General features: G+C 35.8%; 13 protein-coding genes. 6 read left to right on the top strand and 7 right to left on the bottom strand.

Annotated elements, in window-relative coordinates; all coding sequences use genetic code 11:
- The 3 genes from IWX83_RS16280 to IWX83_RS16270 all read left to right on the top strand — a co-directional run.
- Nucleotides 1-1,419: gliding motility-associated C-terminal domain-containing protein (locus IWX83_RS16280; protein ID WP_196831227.1), on the top strand; the 1,419-nt coding region annotated here is incomplete at its 5' end.
- A gap of 60 nt (nucleotides 1,420-1,479) precedes the next feature.
- Nucleotides 1,480-2,397: a type IX secretion system membrane protein PorP/SprF gene (locus tag IWX83_RS16275; protein WP_196831226.1), complete on the top strand. Its 918-nt coding sequence runs from the start codon at nucleotides 1,480-1,482 to the stop codon at nucleotides 2,395-2,397.
- 19 nt (nucleotides 2,398-2,416) lie between these two features.
- A complete protein-coding gene (locus tag IWX83_RS16270; RefSeq protein WP_196831225.1) occupies nucleotides 2,417-4,279 on the top strand; it encodes an OmpA family protein in 1,863 nt (620 codons plus the stop codon).
- Nucleotides 4,280-4,372: 93 nt separating this feature from the next.
- Here IWX83_RS16270 and IWX83_RS16265 read toward each other — a convergent pair whose 3' ends face one another.
- A complete protein-coding gene (locus IWX83_RS16265) occupies nucleotides 4,373-4,954 on the bottom strand; it encodes a tRNA-(ms[2]io[6]A)-hydroxylase (RefSeq protein ID WP_196831224.1) in 582 nt (193 codons plus the stop codon).
- A 347-nt stretch (nucleotides 4,955-5,301) separates the two neighbouring features.
- Here IWX83_RS16265 and IWX83_RS16260 point away from each other — a divergent pair, with 347 nt between their 5' ends.
- Nucleotides 5,302-6,537 (top strand): glycosyltransferase, encoded by a 1,236-nt coding sequence (locus IWX83_RS16260; protein WP_370568443.1) that lies wholly within the window; start codon nucleotides 5,302-5,304, stop codon nucleotides 6,535-6,537.
- A gap of 64 nt (nucleotides 6,538-6,601) precedes the next feature.
- Here IWX83_RS16260 and IWX83_RS16255 read toward each other — a convergent pair whose 3' ends face one another.
- The 6 genes from IWX83_RS16255 to porU form a co-directional block, all read right to left on the bottom strand.
- Nucleotides 6,602-6,973, bottom strand: coding sequence for a RidA family protein (locus IWX83_RS16255; protein ID WP_196831223.1), 372 nt, complete (start codon nucleotides 6,971-6,973; stop codon nucleotides 6,602-6,604).
- Between the two features lie 626 nt (nucleotides 6,974-7,599).
- Nucleotides 7,600-9,276 carry a pyruvate dehydrogenase complex dihydrolipoamide acetyltransferase gene (locus IWX83_RS16250; protein ID WP_196831222.1) on the bottom strand — a complete coding sequence of 559 codons (1,677 nt, stop codon included), beginning with the start codon at nucleotides 9,274-9,276 and terminating at the stop codon, nucleotides 7,600-7,602.
- Nucleotides 9,277-9,283: 7 nt separating this feature from the next.
- On the bottom strand, nucleotides 9,284-10,282 hold the full coding sequence (gene pdhA, locus IWX83_RS16245; protein WP_196831221.1) for a pyruvate dehydrogenase (acetyl-transferring) E1 component subunit alpha: 999 nt from the start codon (nucleotides 10,280-10,282) through the stop codon (nucleotides 9,284-9,286).
- A 142-nt stretch (nucleotides 10,283-10,424) separates the two neighbouring features.
- Nucleotides 10,425-10,907 carry a cytidine deaminase gene (cdd, locus tag IWX83_RS16240; protein ID WP_196831220.1) on the bottom strand — a complete coding sequence of 161 codons (483 nt, stop codon included), beginning with the start codon at nucleotides 10,905-10,907 and terminating at the stop codon, nucleotides 10,425-10,427.
- Between the two features lie 83 nt (nucleotides 10,908-10,990).
- Entirely contained in the window at nucleotides 10,991-12,160 is a 1,170-nt protein-coding gene (porV, locus tag IWX83_RS16235) for a type IX secretion system outer membrane channel protein PorV (protein WP_196831219.1), read from the bottom strand.
- A gap of 38 nt (nucleotides 12,161-12,198) precedes the next feature.
- Nucleotides 12,199-16,029, bottom strand: a complete 3,831-nt coding sequence (gene porU / locus IWX83_RS16230; RefSeq protein WP_196831218.1) for a type IX secretion system sortase PorU — start codon at nucleotides 16,027-16,029, stop codon at nucleotides 12,199-12,201.
- 209 nt (nucleotides 16,030-16,238) lie between these two features.
- On the opposite strand from porU, the gene gldJ reads away from it, so the two are divergent.
- Nucleotides 16,239-17,924 carry a gliding motility lipoprotein GldJ gene (gene gldJ / locus IWX83_RS16225; protein ID WP_196831228.1) on the top strand — a complete coding sequence of 562 codons (1,686 nt, stop codon included), beginning with the start codon at nucleotides 16,239-16,241 and terminating at the stop codon, nucleotides 17,922-17,924.
- Nucleotides 17,925-17,993: 69 nt separating this feature from the next.
- The gene (murF, locus tag IWX83_RS16220) at nucleotides 17,994-19,277 is read left to right on the top strand and encodes a UDP-N-acetylmuramoyl-tripeptide--D-alanyl-D-alanine ligase (protein ID WP_196831217.1); all 1,284 of its coding nucleotides are present in this window, start codon (nucleotides 17,994-17,996) and stop codon (nucleotides 19,275-19,277) included.
- The last annotated feature ends 115 nt before the right edge of the window (nucleotides 19,278-19,392 follow it).

The raw sequence follows: 19,392 nt of genomic DNA, 5'->3' as shown, positions 1-19,392 counted from the left end.
ACAACACAAGCAGGAGTAGCCTACAGTTTGGATGGAATAACGTACCAGAGCTCGAATGTATTTACAGCATTGGCACCAAATACATATACTTTATACGTTCGAAATACAGCGGATAACACTTGTGTAACTTCGTCATCGTCTGCTATAACGATAAATGCGATACAAGTAATTCAAGTCCCTACCACATCAAGTGTAGTACAACCTACTTGTGGAACTCCTTCAGGAAGTATCACAATCACAACGCAAGTAGGAGTAGAATATAGCTTAAATGGCACGGTATATCAATCTTCCAATTCATTTTCAGGATTACTTCCAAATACTTATACGTTATATGTAAGAAGTGCAACAGATAACACTTGTGTGCAGTCATCTTTATCTGCGACTACTATAAATGCAATTCCAATTGCTCCGGTTATTCCTGTTGCCTCAACTGTGGTTCAGCCAACTTGTTCCACACCAGCGGGAACAATTACAGTGACGCCGCAAGCAGGAGTATCCTACAGTTTGAATGGTACATCGTATCAAACTTCCAATGTTTTTGCAGGATTAGCTCCAAACAATTATATAGTTTACGTGAGAAATAATGCTGACACTACTTGTTCCGTTCAAAGTCTTACAAGTATAACTATTAGTCCACTTCCTTTATTACCAGTAATTCCAACTCTAATGCAAGTCGTACAACCTACCTGTTTGATGCCAGCTGGAAGTATTGCAATTAACACACAAGTAGATGTCCAATATAGTGTAGGTAACGGATATCAAAGCAGCCCTGTCTTTAATGATTTGACTCCTGGAAAATACATAATTAGTGTGCGCTTTGTAAATAGTATTGCATGTGTAGCTTTAGGGTCTGAAATTACGATAAACGCTATTCCTTCACCAATTCAATTTGAAACCAGAGGAGATTGTGAAAACAAAGAGTTTATATTGACTGCAAATCCATTAGCGGGCTCTTATAATCCAAATGAGGTTTCGTATCAATGGAAGGATAAAGAAGGGAATCTTGTTGGAACTAATTCTAATGTACTAAATCTTACCGATGTAATTTCTTCAACTCCGGGAGCGCCAGTAGTATTTCCGGCGGCATATTCGCTTACGATTACTTCTATGAGTACCGGATGTGAGACAACCTCTAATGTAACAATAGAATCAATTTATTGCAACATCCAAAAAGGAATTTCTCCTGATGGAAATGGTTCAAATGATTTCTTCGATTTGAGTTTGATGGATGTCAAAAAATTGGAAATATTTAATAGATATGGTATCAAAGTTTACAGTCAGATGAATTATACCGATCAATGGAATGGCCAGTCAAATAAAGGAGAAGATCTTCCAAGTGCTACTTATTATTACGTAATTGAATTCAATAGCGGTGAGCCAAAAACAGGATGGATTTATCTAATCAGAGAAAAAGAATAAATAATAATTTATTAGTCACAGCTATTTTTAACTGACTTCTAAAACGAAAAATATATAGATATGAACAAAATAATATTGATGTCTCTTTTAGCTCTCTTCGCATGTTTAGATGTAAAAGCGCAACAAGATCCACATTATACACAGTACATGTATAATATGAATGTTATCAATCCCGCCTATGCTGGCTCTAAAGAAAGTCTTTCTTTGGGTCTTTTATATAGAAAACAGTGGGTGAATATTGAAGATTCGCCTGCTTCTTTTTCTTTCTCAGGTCATGCACCGGCAGGTAAGAATGTTGGAGTGGGTATCTCTTTTGTGTCAGATAAAATTGGTCCCGTAACAGAGCAAAATGTGTTTGGAGATTTCTCATACACTTTGAAATTAGGGGATACGCAACGATTAGCATTTGGTGTAAAAGCGGGTGTTTCATTCCATAAAGTAGGTCTAAGAGATATTCAATCTAGTTTGCCAGATCCTTCAGAGGGTATTTTTGGGGAGGATATTAACGATACATCGTTGAATTTAGGTACCGGTTTGTTTTATTATACCGATAAATACTATGTTGCACTCTCTCTTCCCAATATGATAAAAGCCGCACACTTAGATTATAATGGGCGTCAATATGGCTCGGATGTGTCGCATTATTTTTTAACCGCTGGTTATGTTTTTGACGTTAATTACGAATTAAAATTCAAGCCTTCATTCATGTTGAAATCAGCTTTTAATGTAACTCCATCTTTAGATCTATCTGCTAATTTTTTATATCAGGAAAAATTCGAAATTGGAGCAACTTACAGGTTGCAAGATAGTTTTGGTGGAATGATTAACTTTGCCGTTACACCTGAGTTAAGAATAGGGTATGCTTATGATCACATTGTTTCTGATTTAAGAGTAACCACTCCTTCTTCACATGAGTTCATATTACTATATGATCTATTTGAATCTAAAAAAGTGTCCCGCTCCCCAAGATTTTTCTAATATTTAATTACTCGACGTAATGAAAAAAAATACAATTTTATTATTTTTTGTGCTTACAAGTCTTTCGCTTACAGCACAAAATAAAGAGACTAAAAGTGCTGATATATTGGTTGAAAGCTATGATTATGTTAAAGCCGTTCAAGAATATTTAAATTTGGTTGCTAAAGGAAATACGGATCCGTATGTAAGTAAACAACTCGGAGACTGCTATTACTATATGTTTAATACAATAGAATCGGAAAAATGGTACGCTAAAGCAACGCAATCTCAGCAAGATGCAGAAACCTATTTTAGATATGCACAAATGCTAAAGTCCAATGGCAAATATGCAGAATCAAATATTCAAATGGCATTATTCGCTGATCGCATGCCCAATGATCAACGAGCCATTGTTTTCATTAAAGATCCTAATTATTTGACAAAATTAAATGCTTTAGAAAATCGTTTTGAGGTAAACGCAATTCCCGTAAATTCAGAACGCTCTGATTTTGGTGCTATTCTTTATGGAGATGTTCTTTATTTTGCGAGTGCAAGAAATGAAAGCAACAAAACGTATGGTTGGAATAACGAACCCTATTTAGATATCTTTCAGTCTACTTACACTGCTGATGGGAAGTACTCTGAACCTATTGCTGTTAATGAATTAAATAGTAGGTTTCATGAAGGACCTGTTACAATGAATAAGGAGGGCTCTGTTGTTTATTTTTCCAGCGAGAGTTTTAAAGATAAATTATTTGACAAGGATAAAACACGCAAAATCAAATTTGGTCAAGTAAATCTGTATAAAGCGACTAAAGAAAATGGAAAATGGAGCAACATAACTGCGTTGCCATTTAATAGTAAAAGTTATTCTGCGGGCAATCCGTCTTTAGATAAAGATGGGAAAATACTTTATTTTGCCTCTAATATGCCTGGTTCCGTTGGAGGAACTGATATTTGGAAAGTAAAGGTGAATAGCGATGGATCTTTTGGTATTCCAGAAAATTTAGGAACAAAGATCAATACCGTTGGGGATGAGAATTTTCCGTTTATGGGGGATGATTCCATTTTGTATTTTTCATCAAATGGTTTGACTGGTTTTGGAAGTTTAGACGTTTTTTCAGTGGATTTAAATACTGATGGAGAACCACATAATATGGGTAAACCTATAAATACGGAGAAAGATGATTTTGCTTTTAGTTTTAACAAAGATAAAAATATAGGATATGTGTCTAGTAACCGTTTTGGTAAAGATCATATTTATAGTGCGATTCCAATTTGTAAAGCTCAGATTTTTATTGTGGTTAAAAATGCAAAAACAGGAGCACTTTTGGCTAATTCTAGAGTGGTAATTTTGGATAACGCCACGACTATTTTAGATACTCAGCTGTCTAGTAATGATGGTGAAGTGCTTTATGATTTATCCTGCCTAAAGTCATACACAATACAAGTTTTCAAAAATGGTTATGTTACAAAATCTTTTCCAGCCAGCAGTAAACAAGGGCTAATTACAATGGAAGTTGCACTAGAGCCAATTGATGTTGTTGTAACAGAAACAGAAATCCTTTTGAATCCCATTTACTTTTATTCTAATAAGAGTGATATAACGGAGCGTGGTGCAGTAGAGCTTGATAAATTGGTTTATGTACTGGCACAAAACAGTAATTTACAAATCGATGTTAGGTCTCACACGGATTCTAGAGGCTCTGACTCTTATAATTTAGATTTATCTGAAAGAAGAGCACAATCAACTGTTGCGTATATTATATCAAAAGGAATCAGTTCAGAAAGAATTTCTGGGAAAGGATTTGGGGAATCCATACCTAAAATTGATTGCCAAAATAACTGTACGGAACTAGAATTTGCACTAAATAGACGTTCTGAATTTATGATAAGAAAATAAATGAATTAGTTTTAAAATACAAGAAGAGGATACTATAAAGTATCCTTTTTTTGTACAATTTATTTATTAAAAGGAAATTTTGTTATTCAAATATTAGCCATGAATCGTTTCTTGCTTGCCATAATTACTGATGATGGATGTTTCAAAATCAATCCACTCCTTCCAGCGTTTGTCCACATTGACGTTGTCTGCATATTTCCTTGCATAACCTAAAAATGTGGTATAGTGTCCTGCTTCGCTAATCATTAAATCACGATAAAATTTAGCTAATGCCGCATCTGCAATGTTTTCAGAAAGTACTTTGAAACGCTCACAACTTCTGGCTTCAATCATCGCCGAAAACAACAATCGTTCGCACAAAGCATCATTGCGACTCCCGTCTTTTTTCATGAACTTGAATAATTCATTCACGTAATGATCCTTGCGTTCCCTTCCCAGTGATAAGCCTTTACTTTTGATTAAGTCGTGTACCATTTGCAAATGTTCTAATTCTTCTCGCGCAATAATCATCAATTCGGTCACTAATTCTTCTTTTTCAGAATTTTGTGTGATCAAGCTGATGGCATTCGAAGCTGCTTTTTGCTCACACCAGGCGTGGTCTGTCAAAATTTCTTCAATATTTGACTCTACTATATTAACCCATCTTGGGTCGGTTGCTAATTTTAATCCTAACATTTTAATCGAATTTATGTGGGTACAAAATTAGTGTTTTCTTCCTGATTTATACCGCGATAACCAAAATGCTTTGTGACTTTGCTGTCAAAATAAGTGGGGCGTGCCACCAAAAAAAATGGCCAAAGCTACATTCCGCCTAGCCATTTTTTTGCTGTCGGGCTATCCGCTGCAAGCCCGGAATTGTGATTTCGCTGCGCTGCACCACAATTCCGGGCTTTCCACTACTGTCCCTCACGCAGTCTGGTGCAAAGTATAGTTAGCCATTTTCAATAGAATTTACAATCCTGGAAAGTTACAATCCGACTTTAAAGTAGTATTTTGCAGCATTAATTTACAACACACAAAAAGTGCAATCACTCTTAATTATCGGTTTTGTTTGGCCTGAACCCAACTCCTCTGCCGCAGGCGGAAGAATGATGCAATTGATTTCGCTGTTCCAAGAACAAGGATTCACAATTACCTTTGCTTCTCCTGCTCAAGACAGTGACTTTATGATTGATTTGCAGCTGTTTCAAGTTGACAAAAAGGCAATTGTGCTAAATTCAGAGAGTTTTGACACATTTGTGCAAGAACTTAATCCAACTGTAGTTCTCTTTGATCGTTTTATGATGGAAGAGCAGTTTGGTTGGCGCGTGGCTGAAAAATGTCCAAACGCACTTCGAATTTTAGATACCGAAGATTTACATTCTTTGCGTCTCGCCAGACAAAAAGCATTCAAGGAAAATCGTGAATTCAAAACAACAGATCTCCTTGTTGAAGAAGTAGCCAAACGAGAAATAGCCAGTATTTTGCGTTGTGATTTATCTTTGATAATTTCCGAGTTTGAAATTGAATTGCTAACCAACACTTTCAAAATTGATGCCTCGTTATTGTATTATTTGCCGCTTTTATTAGAACCGCAAGCTGTTCTAAATTTAAATACAACACTTTCATTTGAGAGAAGAAAAGATTTTGTTTTTATTGGTAATTTTCTACATGAACCCAATTGGAACGCGGTGCAATATCTCAAAGAAACGATTTGGCCATTGATTAAAAAACAAGTGCCTGATGCTGTTTGTTGTATATATGGTGCTTATCCTTCACAGAAAGTCTTGCAATTACATAATGCAAAAGAGGGATTCTTAATTCTTGGTCGTGCGGATAATGCGCAGGAAGTAGTCAAACATGCCCGGGTTGTTTTAACGCCTTTGCGTTTTGGAGCAGGAATAAAAGGAAAATTACTTGAAGCCATGCAATTTGGTACGCCAAGCGTTACCACTACCATTGGTGCCGAATCGATGCAAGGCGATTTGTCTTGGAATGGTTTTGTTGAGGACAATTGTATAATTTTTGCCAATAAGGCTGTGTTCTTATATCAAGATGAAAAAATTTGGCTTGAAGCCCAACAAAACGGATTTGAAATAATCAAGCAACGGTACATGCGAACGTTGTTTGAAAGCGAGTTTAAAGAGCAAATACTAACATTACAAGAGAATCTGCCACAACATCGTTTGAATAATTTTCTGGGTGCATTACTACAACATCATACTTTAAAAAGCACGATGTACATGTCGAAATGGATTGAAGAGAAGAATAAAAGGTAGTAGTTATAAACTTTTGAAGTATGAAAAGTTATTCAAATTAGAAAACTACATGCAACGCATCACTTTATTCAACAATAGCAATCGCTTCAATTTCGATGAGCCAATTTTTATTTCCTAAAATGGCAACACTTACCAAGGTGCTTGCTGGAAAGTCAGCATTTCCTAGAAATTTATTTCTAATTTTTCTAAAAATAGGTAAATCAAACTCTGGATTAAAATTTACAATATAGGTATTCATTTTTACCACATCCTTGAAAGTAGCGTTGCAATTTAGTAGTTGTTTTTCTAAATTCTCAAATGTTGAAATTGTTTGTAATTCTAAATTAGCACCAATTCCAATTTGTCCTGAAATATAAATGGTTTTAAAACTTCCAGTTTGTACAATAACCGCTTGAGAAAAGCCTTCATTTGGTTCGATATAGTGTTTATCAATCATTTTGTAATAAATTAAATACTTCGTAAAATTAATAGTTTATTTGCTAATAATGATTTTAAACCAGCGCTTAAGTAATAGTATTTTGATAACATTAAATAGACCTGACTATTTAATTATAATATGAAAATTCATTTTTCTACAAGAGATAGTAAATTAACTATTGCGTAGTTGCGATTGCAAAACTACTTAAAAAACCAGGCGGATTGAAAAGAAGCTTAAAAATTAATGACAATTTGTTTTAGTTTGTATGTCGATTTTTTTTAGTCATCATTTCCTACCTACTCTTTGTTATGCTGCAAGTTTTTCAACGGACTAGTTCACATATCTTGGGACGCTTTCAGTGCAAAAGACTAGATGGTGTTGTCTTGTGAAAATATAGTATATTTCGTAATCGGGTATTTCTGCAATTATAATTGACTTTACTTAGGGGTTATTTGGTCGCTTTCGCATCAGGGATAGTAGCGGCATCCTTTTATTTCTCTTGTTTTTTTAACGAGAGGAATAAAAGATACAGCGAATAGCCCGACTTCACTGCAACGCTAGTAGAAGTGAGGTGATGCCCAAAAACAAAAAACCCATCTTGTTCTGAAGAACGAGATGGGTTTGAATTTATAAAGAAGCAGTGGTTATGCAAGCATGGTCACTGGGTTTTCAATGTATTGTTTTAATGTTTGTAAGAATTGTGCTCCAGTTGCTCCGTCGATTGTGCGGTGGTCGCAAGCAAGAGATAGCATCATGGTGTTTCCTACTACGATTTGGCCATTTTTAACTATTGGTTTCTCTACAATTGCTCCTACGGATAGGATGGCAGAATTAGGTTGGTTGATAATCGAGTTGAATTCGACGACACCAAACATTCCTAAGTTAGAAACCGTAAACGTACTTCCTTCCATTTCTGTAGGCAATAGTTTTTTGTTCTTAGCTCTTCCAGCAAGATCTCTTACGCTTCCGCCTATTTGAGATAAACTCATAGCATCTGTAAATTTCAATACAGGGACCACTAATCCATCTTCAACAGCTACAGCTACGCCAATATTTACATGGTGATTAATTGTAATAGCATCTTCTTTCCACTGAGAATTGATTTTGGGATGTTTCTTCAAAGCCATCGCACAAGCTTTAATAATCATATCGTTAAAGGACACTTTAGTATCTGGAACGGAATTAATTACTGCTCTTGAAGCCATTGCGTCATCCATCGCCACTTCGATAACTAAGTTGTAATGTGGTGCGGTGAATAATGATTCAGCCAAACGTTTCGCAATGATTTTTCGCATTTGCGAGTTCTTAATTTCCTCTGTAAAAACTTCTCCGGCTGGAACAAAAACTTTTGGAGCAACAGGCGCAGCGGCAGTTTCTACTTTTGCAACAGGAGTTGCAGCATTTTGCGGTGCTACAGCAGCTGGTGTAAAGTTTTCGATATCGCTTTTTACAATACGGCCGTTTTCACCTGAACCTTTCACTTGTGTTAATTGAATTCCTTTGTCACTTGCAATTTTCTTTGCCAATGGTGACGCTAAAATACGCTGTCCGTCTGTGGATGCTTCTTGAACAATTGGTTCTGTTTCTTTTTCTGTTGCAGCTACTTCTTTTTCTTCTGCTACAGCAGGAGCCTCTTTTGGAGCTCCACCAGTTTTATAATTATCAGCTATTCCGCTAATATCGGTTCCAGCTGGGCCTATTATGGCTAAAAGACTATCAACAGGTGCACTGTTTCCTTCTTCGATTCCTATGTACAATAAAGTTCCTTCGTTGAAGGATTCGAATTCCATTGTTGCTTTATCAGTTTCGATTTCAGCAAGAATATCTCCTTCAGCAACAGCATCTCCTACTTTTTTTAACCAAGTTGCTACAGTTCCTTCTGTCATGGTATCGCTTAAACGAGGCATTGTGATAACCACAACTCCTTTTGGTAACGAAGCAGATGAAGTCGCTGTCGTTTTAGTAGCTTCAGGTTCAGGTGTTGTTGCTTCAGTAGCTTTTGTTTCTTCTTCAGTTTTTGTTTCTTCTTTAGCTGGAGTTGCATCAGCTGGTTTTTCTGCTAGTAATGCGGAAATATCCTCTCCTTCTTTTCCTATAATTGCTAATAAAGAATCCACTGGTGCAGTTTCACCTGCAGGTATGCCTATATGTAAAAGAGTACCTTCGTTGAAAGACTCAAATTCCATCGTTGCTTTATCAGTTTCAATTTCAGCAAGGATATCCCCTTCGTTGATTTTATCACCTACTTTTTTTAGCCAAGTCGCTACCGTTCCTTCCGTCATCGTATCGCTCAAACGAGGCATTGTAATTATTGTTGCCATAATTGATTTATAATTTATGAGGTAAAAATGGATAGTTTTCTTGTTCGTATACTACGTCGTAGAGTTGTTGTATTGGAGGGTATTCAGATTCTTCGGCAAATGTCACACATTCTTCTACTAAAGCTTTTACTCTTTGATCAATTACTTGGATTTCTTCTTCTGTAGCATACTTTTGATCTTTAATTACATCTAAAACTTGAGTAATTGGATCAATTTTTTTGTATTCTTCAACTTCTTCTTTCGAACGATATAATTGAGCATCCGACATAGAGTGGCCTCTGTAACGGTAGGTTTTCATTTCTAGAAAAGTAGGACCGTCGCCACGACGCGCTCTGTCAATTGCTTCCGTCATTGCTTCAGCAACTTTTACAGGGTTCATTCCGTCCACTGGTCCGCAAGGCATTTCATACCCTAAACCTAATTTCCAGATATCAGTATGATTGGCTGTTCTTTCAACAGATGTTCCCATTGCATATCCATTATTTTCAACGATAAACACCACAGGAAGTTTCCATAACATAGCCATATTGAATGCTTCATGTAGAGAGCCTTGACGTGCTGCCCCATCACCAAAATAGGTCATGGTTACACCACCAGTCTCAAAATATTTATCTGCAAAAGCTAGTCCAGCACCTACAGGAATTTGTCCTCCTACAATTCCATGACCACCATAAAAACGGTGTTCTTTTGAAAAAATGTGCATGGAGCCACCCATCCCTTTTGAAGTTCCGGTAACTTTTCCTAAAAGTTCCGCCATTACGCGCCTAGGATCAACTCCCATACCTATTGGTTGAACGTGATTTCTGTAAGCAGTAATCATTTTGTCTTTAGTTAAGTCCATAGCGTGCAATGCACCAGCTAATACTGCTTCTTGACCATTGTATAAATGTAGAAAACCTCTAACTTTTTGTTGGATGTATAATGCTGCAAGTTTGTCCTCAAACTTTCTCCAAAGCAGCATATCTTCATACCACTTTAAATATACTTCTTTTGTAACTTCTTTCATCTGAATTTTTCTTTTGCTAAAGTGTTATTGTATTATCAATTTGTACTATAACGCAAAATAGTTTCCTCCCACAAATTTGCGAAATGCAAAAATAAGACATTCCAAGTAAGAACTAAAATTTAATAGGCAATTTTTGGAATTTTTACAAGAATTTTTTATCGAACATAAATGGAAGCAAGTTTTTTAGGGAATCCGATTTGTAAATGGCGCCAATTTCTCCCATGAAATAGATTTCTATTGGTGTATCCTGCTTGATTTCGTATTCTGCTATTGATTGTCTACAGGATCCGCAAGGTGGAATTGGTGTTGTAGTTTCGTTTGTGTCCGACGCAGCGGTAATGGCCATTTTTAAAACTTTAGCTTCAGGATATTTTGCTCCTGCGTAAAATATAGCGACGCGTTCTGCACAAAGCCCGGACGGATAGGCTGCGTTTTCTTGATTTGAACCAAGTACAATTTTGTCATTATCTAAAAAAATGGCTACTCCAACTCTAAATTTGGAATAAGGAGCGTAAGCATTTTTTCGTACTTCAACAGCTTGTGTCATTAAATCCTGAATGTCATTTGGTAATTCCTGAATGGATTCGAACACTTTGAATTGTGTGGTAATTGTTATTTCTTTCATGCTTTTTTAAGGAAAAAAAATCCAAATTTCATCTCGATGTTTTGAGTTGAAATTTGGATTGTTAATTATTATTTTATATTAGTTTAATATTCGTCGTATTTATCTCCAAAATTGAAGGTCAGTGAAAAACGAAGAGTGTTCTCTAGGGGGTTTTTAACTTTTGATGCTGAAAATAAGTAAGAGACATCTACCTTAACAACGTTGTATTTGAAACCAGCTCCAAGGGAGAAAAATTGTCTAGCACCTTTTAACGGACTTTCGTGAAAGTAACCCAAACGCATCGCAAAGGAATCTTGGTACAAATATTCTGCGCCAAGTGAATAAGTGAATTCTTTGATTTCCTCACTTAGCCCATCAGGAGCATCTCCAAAAGATTTAAATACGCCTGAGGTCCATCCTATAGATCGGTAATTATCATTGTTTTGATTTCTTTCTTCAGGTGTTACCGTGCCGTCTCCATTTAAATCAGGATCCTGAGGTGTTGGAACAAGTAACTTATTTAGTTCAACATTTACTGCAACTTTATTATACTCGTCTAATATAAAATCAAAACCAGTTCCGATTTTTAAATTAGCAGGCAAGAAATTGTTGTTGAATTCATCATTATCATAACTAATTTTTGGACCTAAATTTTGAATGTTAAATCCAGCTCTCCATCTCCCGTTGAATTCATTATAGGCTATTTCTTCGGACTGATAGAAACCAGCAACATCAACTGCAAAAGAACTAGCGGAGGAGGCATCATTATTGTCTGAAGCTACTTTTAAATTCGAATTAATGAATCGTCCAGCAATAGCCATGGAGAACTTTTCACTTAATTTTAAGGAATAGGATCCATCAATTGCAAATTCGTTTGGAGAGACTATGGGGAAATCTTCGTTTTGTTCTCCGGTTTGTCTTAGTTCAATGTCTCCAAAACCAAAATAGCGAATGCTTCCAGCAAATGCGCTTCGATCATTCAATTTTTGATAATAGGTTAATTGTCCCAATGAAATATCATTTACCAGATCAGTAAGATACGGTGTATAACTGAGCGAAAATCCTTGTGCATCTGTTGAAAACGCATATTTAGCGGGGTTCCATTGCTGTGAAAATGCATCGGCAGATGTTGCGACTCCCATATCACCCATACCCGCTGCTCTTGCATCAGCAGCTACAAGTAAAAACTGAACGCCGGGCACTATAACGCGCTCCTGTGCTTTTGCAAAGGAAATAAGTAAGAGACAAATTAAAAGGAATATTATTTTTTTCATTCTAGTGGTACTGTTTATTTAACAAATATAGTATATTATTAAAGTATTACAAGTTTTTCAAATTTTTCACTTTTCATATTGGTCAGGGTTGATTTTACGGTTAGCTTGTATACGTAAACCCCTTTCCCTAATCGGTCGCCAAAATCATCTTTACCATCCCAACTTACTTCTTTTGATAAAAAACCTTCTGTTGTAATAATTTGATTTTTTGTCCAAACTATTTTCCCTGTTATTGTCATTACTTGGACTTGAACTTCTAATGGTTCATATGGTCTATTGTGTGTAAACCAAAACTCGGTGTAGCTGACAAATGGATTGGGGTAATTTAATACATGCGTTAATGTTATCGTTTCATCACCTACTACAATAAATTGAATCTCAGCGGTGATTGGGTTGTTGTATACGTCCCAGGCTTTGAATGTAATGGTGTGTAATCCTGGAGCTAAATTCCGTAATGGAAACCGAAGTGTTCCACTAGTAAAATCGTCTAGTGTAGTTTGATAATAATCGTTTAAAACAAAAGCATTGCTGACATCTCCATCTAATACGGCAACAATGTCATGTCCTATTCCACTTGCTGTATTTATCCCATTTTCGTCTTCAAGATTCGCAACAAGAAAAGGAGATTCGTTTGTTGTGCCTCCAGAAACAAATGTTTCATCATTCATATATAACTTCACTCTTGGGCTAATATTGTCTGCAATAGCATTTTCGTTTATTCCCCCTATTTTTATAGTGGAATCATATCCAGTTTCGTTTTGTAAAAGCTGGTTTTTTTTGGAATAAAAGCTAATCCTTCCATTGGCTAGTGGGACTCTGATGTCTCGAGGTACGACAAAATTAAATTCAAATTGGCCGTTAGTTACTGTTGCATTTCCTCTAAATATTGTTTCTCCTAAGACGTTAAAGTTAATTGGAGGACTATTTCCGTCATTGTTATTGGTTGTTCTGCTGACTGCCTTGTCGAAAATAGTGGTAGAAACTTCACCACTATAGTTGGTCAACGGATTGTTGTTTTCATCGGTAACTTCTCCTGTTAGTTTTATTTTTGATAATGACTTGAAGTCGTCGATGGTTTGGCTGACTGGAATATCATTTACTTTTGTTAGTATAATTTTTGGTTTTGGTATAGCAAGCATTATTGCTGGATCACCAATATAAAAAATAACATTGGTAGCTGAATTTGGGTTGCTGTTTTTAGAGATTCGCAATGCTTCTGCTATTGATTGGTACTGATTTGATCCATACGACAATAAGTTTTTTGTAAGCCCATCATTAAAGTTTTCAGCACTAAATTGACCAATAGAACGTATCGTAGTAATCATGGCAATTGCTCCTCCTTTTGGGTTCCAGTAAGTATATTCTCCAGCCGTTGGTCTAAACGGATTGTCAAAACGAGAAAATTCACAGGTAATCGTTATGAACAAGGGATATTTGTATTGATTGCTTAAGTTCTGACCGTCTGATTTTTCCCAAATACGTTCTGCTGACAAACCGTCTTCACCACCGTGGCCTAAATAATTGAACACTAAAGCTCCTTTTTCGAAAGCATTAAAAAAATCAGTTCTTGCTTTTGGGTATCTGGAACCACCAGCAGAAGCTTCTTGCACATAGGAATCTAGTAAAATCTTATTTACATTCAAAAATGGCTTCTCTGAAGATATCGTATTTGCGAGTCCATTTTGTCTATTTTGTAAACTGGCATCTGACGGTATATCGGAGTCATCAGAAACCAAAACAAAGTTGTTTCTCCAGCTCCCGTACGATTTCACATCATGGTATTCAAGTACTTTATTTACCATTTCATCAGCCTGTTTTGCGTCATTTACCAACATTCTGCCCACTGCAATGTCGATTCCTCCAAAGAAGGAGACAATATTTCCTTCGGAGGGATCCATTAATCCAAAAAAATCATCTGAGGCAAAAGAGGATTCTCCGGTTGTACTGCTGTTTAAAGAATGATAAATAGGCACGACATTCGTATTGTTTACAATCCTATTTTTGAAATCATAAGATGCATCACCAAAAAGATTAATATATTTTACTCTTTTAGTGCTCGTTGACGCATTTTCATAAATGTATTTTATGCAGTTTCTTATTGCAGCAATATCCTGTTTTCCTGAAGAAAATTCTTGATATATTAATTCTAAAGGAATTACTTTGACATTTAAATTAGAATAGTTGCGATGGAAATTAGCTAATTTCTCTGCTTGTGAAATTAAAGAAGAGGGCGAAATAATAACGTAATCAATATCTTGAAATTGACCCTGGCTATTTTTAAATAAAGTCCCTTTTAGATTTTGATTGGCAACTTTTGATTTACTCTCTTTTAAAGGAGTGTAAAAATCTGTGGCATCAACTGCTACGTACTTTCTTAGTTCGCCTAAATTGGCTTTGAAACTGAATGTAGGCTGATTTGTGTTTTCGATTTTGGAAACGGTGTAAGGATCAGTGACATCCCAAATCTGATTAATTCCTGTAGCATTTGAAAGTTCATAATTTACAATGCCTAAATTGGAACCGGACTGATCGTACTGAAAATGAAATTGCTTTCCATAGCCTTGAAGTTTTCTTTTGGCGATCAGCCTAATATTATCCAGAAAACCTTTGGAACCGGGTACGCCGTTATTGTTGTACTTTAATTTTATTTTTGTGTTTTCTGCACCATTAAAATTAGAGTTATTGGGTAGAAAACCTAGGATAAATTCGGTTCCAGAATTGCTGCTAAGTGCAGGAAAGGAAATGGTACCTGCTGCATTGCCGTTTGCAGTTACGCTAAAGGAGGTGTTTGTGAAAGCTGCAGAGGCTGCTGTTAGCATTATTTTTACAGGAACGGAGGTGTCGATATTTGGAAAAATAAAGTCAAATTCCTGTTCGTTTTTTACTTCAAATGATTCACCAAACCACTGTCGGCCCAAGCGTGCAATGTTCACAAGATCTTGTTCGTGGAATTGATAATCATCAAATGACGTTAAATTTAACGTACTATTTCCCGTAGGTTGTGCCATTGAAGAAATTCTCTTTCCATCAGCTCCTTGGACGTTAATGTAATAATAAGATTTGTTATCATACAAATTAAGGTGCGTTCTGCTTTCCTGATTCCAAGTGTCTACTCCTTCAGCATAAAAAAGGATGTAATCTTCGTTGTTGAAAATGCCATCACTTTCACCGTTAATCTGAATTGCATTTTCGATTAAATCATTCGGATAAGATATGTTGTTTGCCAGAGGTAACATTCGACCGCCATTGCCATAGATTTTGATTTTTCGGGGATTAATTGTAGTAATATCTAGTCCTAGTTGCTGTAGGAAGTTTTTAGATATCTTATAAACACCGGATTTTTCTACATAAAATTGAAACCAGTTTCCACTTGCTAAAACAGTGTTAGAGATTGTGTTTACTCTTTTTGTGGATTGTACTGTTTTAGCATTATTGTTCTCTAATTCATAAGAGAAGGATTTGATTCGTTTGAATCCAAAATCATCCTTTATGATGGGGGAAATGCTAACAAATGCCTCTTTAAGGTCTCTTGAATTCGAGATCACTAACAATGCGTTTATTGTTTTTGGAATGTTTTCAGAGGCTAAGTCGCCAAGCTGATCCAAAGAAATTGATTCGTAGTTTATGTTGGTTATTTGCACCTTTCCTTGTTCAAAAAAAACGGGCTCTTTCGTTTTAAAGGTAAAAAGTAATGTTTTATTGGAAGCATCGTAATGAAAGCTATTGCCTGTAAAATGGGGGATACTAACTTTAGAATCTCCATAGGACATTTCTTTTTTTTCTAACCATTCGATGGTAATGTCACCTTTAATTTGAGTAAAAGAAACAAACGGAAGTAAGACTATAATGGCCAAAAGTATTTTTCTCATTGTTTTTTTAACGGGATTAATAGTGGGTTATTATTAATTAGTAAAAATAAATCATTTCATGTTATTGTAAATAATAATTATTATAAATTTGCGTTGTATTAGATAATTTAATGTTAAAGTTAGATTTGCAGATTTATTAAAAAAAGTTAGATGCTTGTTAATTGTTAATTATTATATTGCGTCACTAAAATTATTACCTACTAATGAGTATGAAAGCAAACAGAATTATAGGCTTACAGTTGTTGCTATCAATCGTGTTGATTGTTGGTTTCTCCAGTTGCAGTAAAAAATCCAATTCAAAGAACACTTCGAGAGCTACGGGTTGGAACATGGATAGTAGAAAAGGTTCCAGTAAGAAAAAACAAGAAGCAGGACCTGGATTAGTCTTTGTTGAAGGTGGTACTTTTACGATGGGTAAAGTGCAGGATGATGTGATGCACGATTGGAATAATTCACCAACACAGCAGCACGTGCAATCCTTTTATATGGATGAAACGGAAGTGACAAATTCGATGTATTTGGATTACTTAGATTGGTTAAAAAGTGTGTATCCACCAACGGAGGAAATATATAAAAACATATACGAAGGAGCTTCGCCAGATACTTTGGTTTGGAGAAATAGATTAGGTTATAATGAAACGATGACTAATAATTATCTTAGACATCCTTCTTATGCGGATTATCCCGTGGTGGGAGTAAATTGGATTCAAGCGACTGAATTCAGTAACTGGAGAACGCAGCGTGTAAACGAGGCTCTTCTAGAAAAAAGCGGATATCTTAAAAAGAATGCAAAAACACTTGATGTGACAGCGGAGAGTAATTTTGACACAGAAACGTATTTAAATTCCCCAACTTCAGCTTACGGAGGTAATGAAGATATCGTTTTAAAAGGAGGAAAAGGAGCAAGAAAAACACCTAAAGCTGGCAAAGACGGAACAGTTACTGAACCAAAAAATGTTTACGCACAACGTTCATCGGGAATACTTCTTCCAGAATATCGTTTGCCAACTGAGGCGGAATGGGAGTATGCAGCTGCGGCAGATGTAGGTCAAAGAGAATATAACATTTACAAAGGTCAGAAAAAATATCCTTGGTCTGGTGGGTATACTCGTTCAGGAAAAAGACAAAGTCAAGGAGATCAATTAGCCAACTTTAAGCAAGGAAATGGAGATTATGGTGGAATTGCAGGATGGTCTGATGATGGTGCTGATATCACTAATGAAGTAAAGAAATATCCTGCTAATGATTTTGGATTATATGATATGGCCGGAAATGTAGCGGAGTGGGTACAGGATGTTTATAGACCTATCATTGATAACGAAGCAAACGATTTTAACTACTTTAGAGGAAATCAATATACTAAGAATAAAATTGGTGCTGACGGTAAAGTGGAAATTGTTACCAAGGACAACATGAAGTATGACACGTTGAGTAATGGTAGAATAATAGCCAGAAACTTTCCAGGTCAGATTGCTCAAGTGCCAGTTGACGAACAAGAGACTTACTTGAGACAGAACTTTGATAAAAGCGATAATACTAATTATAGAGATGGGGATAAACAATCAACCCGATATTATGATTTTGGCGATTCAGAGTCTGATGATGAAAAAGCAAAATCAGATAAAGTAATGTACAACTCTCCTAAACATAATGTTACAACGGACAGTTTAGGGAAAATGGTTAGAAAATATGATAAATCTAGCAAAAGAACTACCTTAATCAATGATGAATCTAGAGTTTACAAAGGGGGATCTTGGAGAGATAGAGCCTACTGGTTAGATCCGGCACAAAGAAGGTATTTTCCACAAGATATGGCAACGGATTACATTGGTTTTAGATGTGCAATGTCTAGAGTAGGGCCAAAAGCAGATAAGAAGAGATCAGCAAGAAATTAAATTTATAAATAAATAAAATAAAAAGAAAAGCCCTTTGATTAGGGCTTTTCTTTTTTTAAATCGTTTCAAATGGATATTAAGTACATTCATAGTTTGTTTTTAAAATGCAACTCAGTTTCAATAGACACACGTAATATTAAGTCCAATTCCTTGTTTGTTGCTATAAAAGGGGATCGCTTTGACGCCAACACATTTGCCGAGTCAGCATTGGAAAAAGGAGCGTCTTATGTAGTATTTGATGACGATTCTTATTTTATTGATGAGAGAACTATCTTAGTGGAGGACTGTTTGATTGCCCTGCAGGAATTAGCAAAATTTCATCGGGAGTATTTAAATCTACCTATAATTGCGCTTACGGGAAGCAATGGAAAAACAACCACCAAAGAACTTATTCTTGTTGTTCTTTCAAAAAAGATGAAAGCAAAAGCAACTGTAGGAAATCTAAATAATCACATTGGAGTCCCTTTGACATTGCTTTCGTTTACTTCAGAAACGGAAATAGGGATTGTTGAAATGGGCGCAAATCACAAAAAAGAAATTGAATTTCTATGCGAATTAGCAACCCCTGATTATGGGTATATTACTAATTTTGGTAAAGCGCATTTAGAGGGATTTGGTGGCGTGGAAGGAGTTATTCAAGGAAAAAGTGAAATGTATCATTATCTTTCAGGTAAAGACAAGACTGTTTTTATAAATTTGGAAGACGCCATTCAAGTTGAAAAGTCAAAAAGTTTAAACACGTATACGTTTGGGATTAATAAAGTAGAGGCAGCTGTAAATATTACGGATGTAAAAGCCAATCCTTTTGTTGAAATTAGTTATTCGGATCTAGTGATTAAATCTCATTTGATAGGTTTGTACAATGCAAATAACATCAATGCAGCTTTGGCTATAGGAAAATATTTTGGAGTTCCTGACAGCGATATTAAGGAGGCCTTGGAGGGTTACATTCCTGAGAATAATAGATCTCAATTAGTGTCAAAGGGGACGAATCAAATCATTCTGGATGCTTACAATGCAAACCCAAGTAGCATGACGGTTGCAATAGAGAACTTTTTACAGTTAGAAAACCTAAATAAAATTATGGTTTTAGGCGATATGTTTGAGTTGGGACAGGAAAGTGCTCAAGAACATAAAGCGATTGTGATGCTATTGGAAAATGAAAAAAAAGTTAAATGCTATTTCATTGGTTCGGCTTTTTATCAAAATAGAACACAACAGAGTAATTTTTATTTCTATGAATCATTTGAAAAATTTTCAAATGATTTGCCTCGTGCAGGATTTGTCAATAGTGCAATTTTAATAAAAGGCTCTCGCGGTATGGCACTAGAGCGGACCTTGGAACTGCTATAACGTTACATGATTATTATTTATCACTGCTATCCGAAAGTCAGAAATTAAAAGTGCCTGAGAATCCCTTATTTTTGTTTTGCAAAAAATAAAATAATTTAATGGGACTCTTCAGACG

Source organism: Flavobacterium sp. CG_9.1 (genome assembly GCF_015751645.1).
Classification (GTDB): Bacteria; Bacteroidota; Bacteroidia; order Flavobacteriales; family Flavobacteriaceae; genus Flavobacterium; species Flavobacterium xanthum.
The sequence above is the reverse complement of the archived record's forward strand: the minus strand, read 5'-3'. Positions and strand labels throughout refer to the sequence as shown.

Coding starts and splice junctions, on each gene's coding strand:
- IWX83_RS16255 (WP_196831223.1), bottom strand. CDS start 6,973: ATGATTGATAAACACTATATCGAACCAAATGAAGGCTTTTCTCAAGCG.
- IWX83_RS16275 (WP_196831226.1), top strand. CDS start 1,480: ATGAACAAAATAATATTGATGTCTCTTTTAGCTCTCTTCGCATGTTTA.
- porV (WP_196831219.1), bottom strand. CDS start 12,160: ATGAAAAAAATAATATTCCTTTTAATTTGTCTCTTACTTATTTCCTTT.
- gldJ (WP_196831228.1), top strand. CDS start 16,239: ATGAAAGCAAACAGAATTATAGGCTTACAGTTGTTGCTATCAATCGTG.
- porU (WP_196831218.1), bottom strand. CDS start 16,029: ATGAGAAAAATACTTTTGGCCATTATAGTCTTACTTCCGTTTGTTTCT.
- IWX83_RS16270 (WP_196831225.1), top strand. CDS start 2,417: ATGAAAAAAAATACAATTTTATTATTTTTTGTGCTTACAAGTCTTTCG.
- murF (WP_196831217.1), top strand. CDS start 17,994: ATGGATATTAAGTACATTCATAGTTTGTTTTTAAAATGCAACTCAGTT.
- pdhA (WP_196831221.1), bottom strand. CDS start 10,282: ATGAAAGAAGTTACAAAAGAAGTATATTTAAAGTGGTATGAAGATATG.
- IWX83_RS16250 (WP_196831222.1), bottom strand. CDS start 9,276: ATGGCAACAATAATTACAATGCCTCGTTTGAGCGATACGATGACGGAA.
- cdd (WP_196831220.1), bottom strand. CDS start 10,907: ATGAAAGAAATAACAATTACCACACAATTCAAAGTGTTCGAATCCATT.
- IWX83_RS16265 (WP_196831224.1), bottom strand. CDS start 4,954: ATGTTAGGATTAAAATTAGCAACCGACCCAAGATGGGTTAATATAGTA.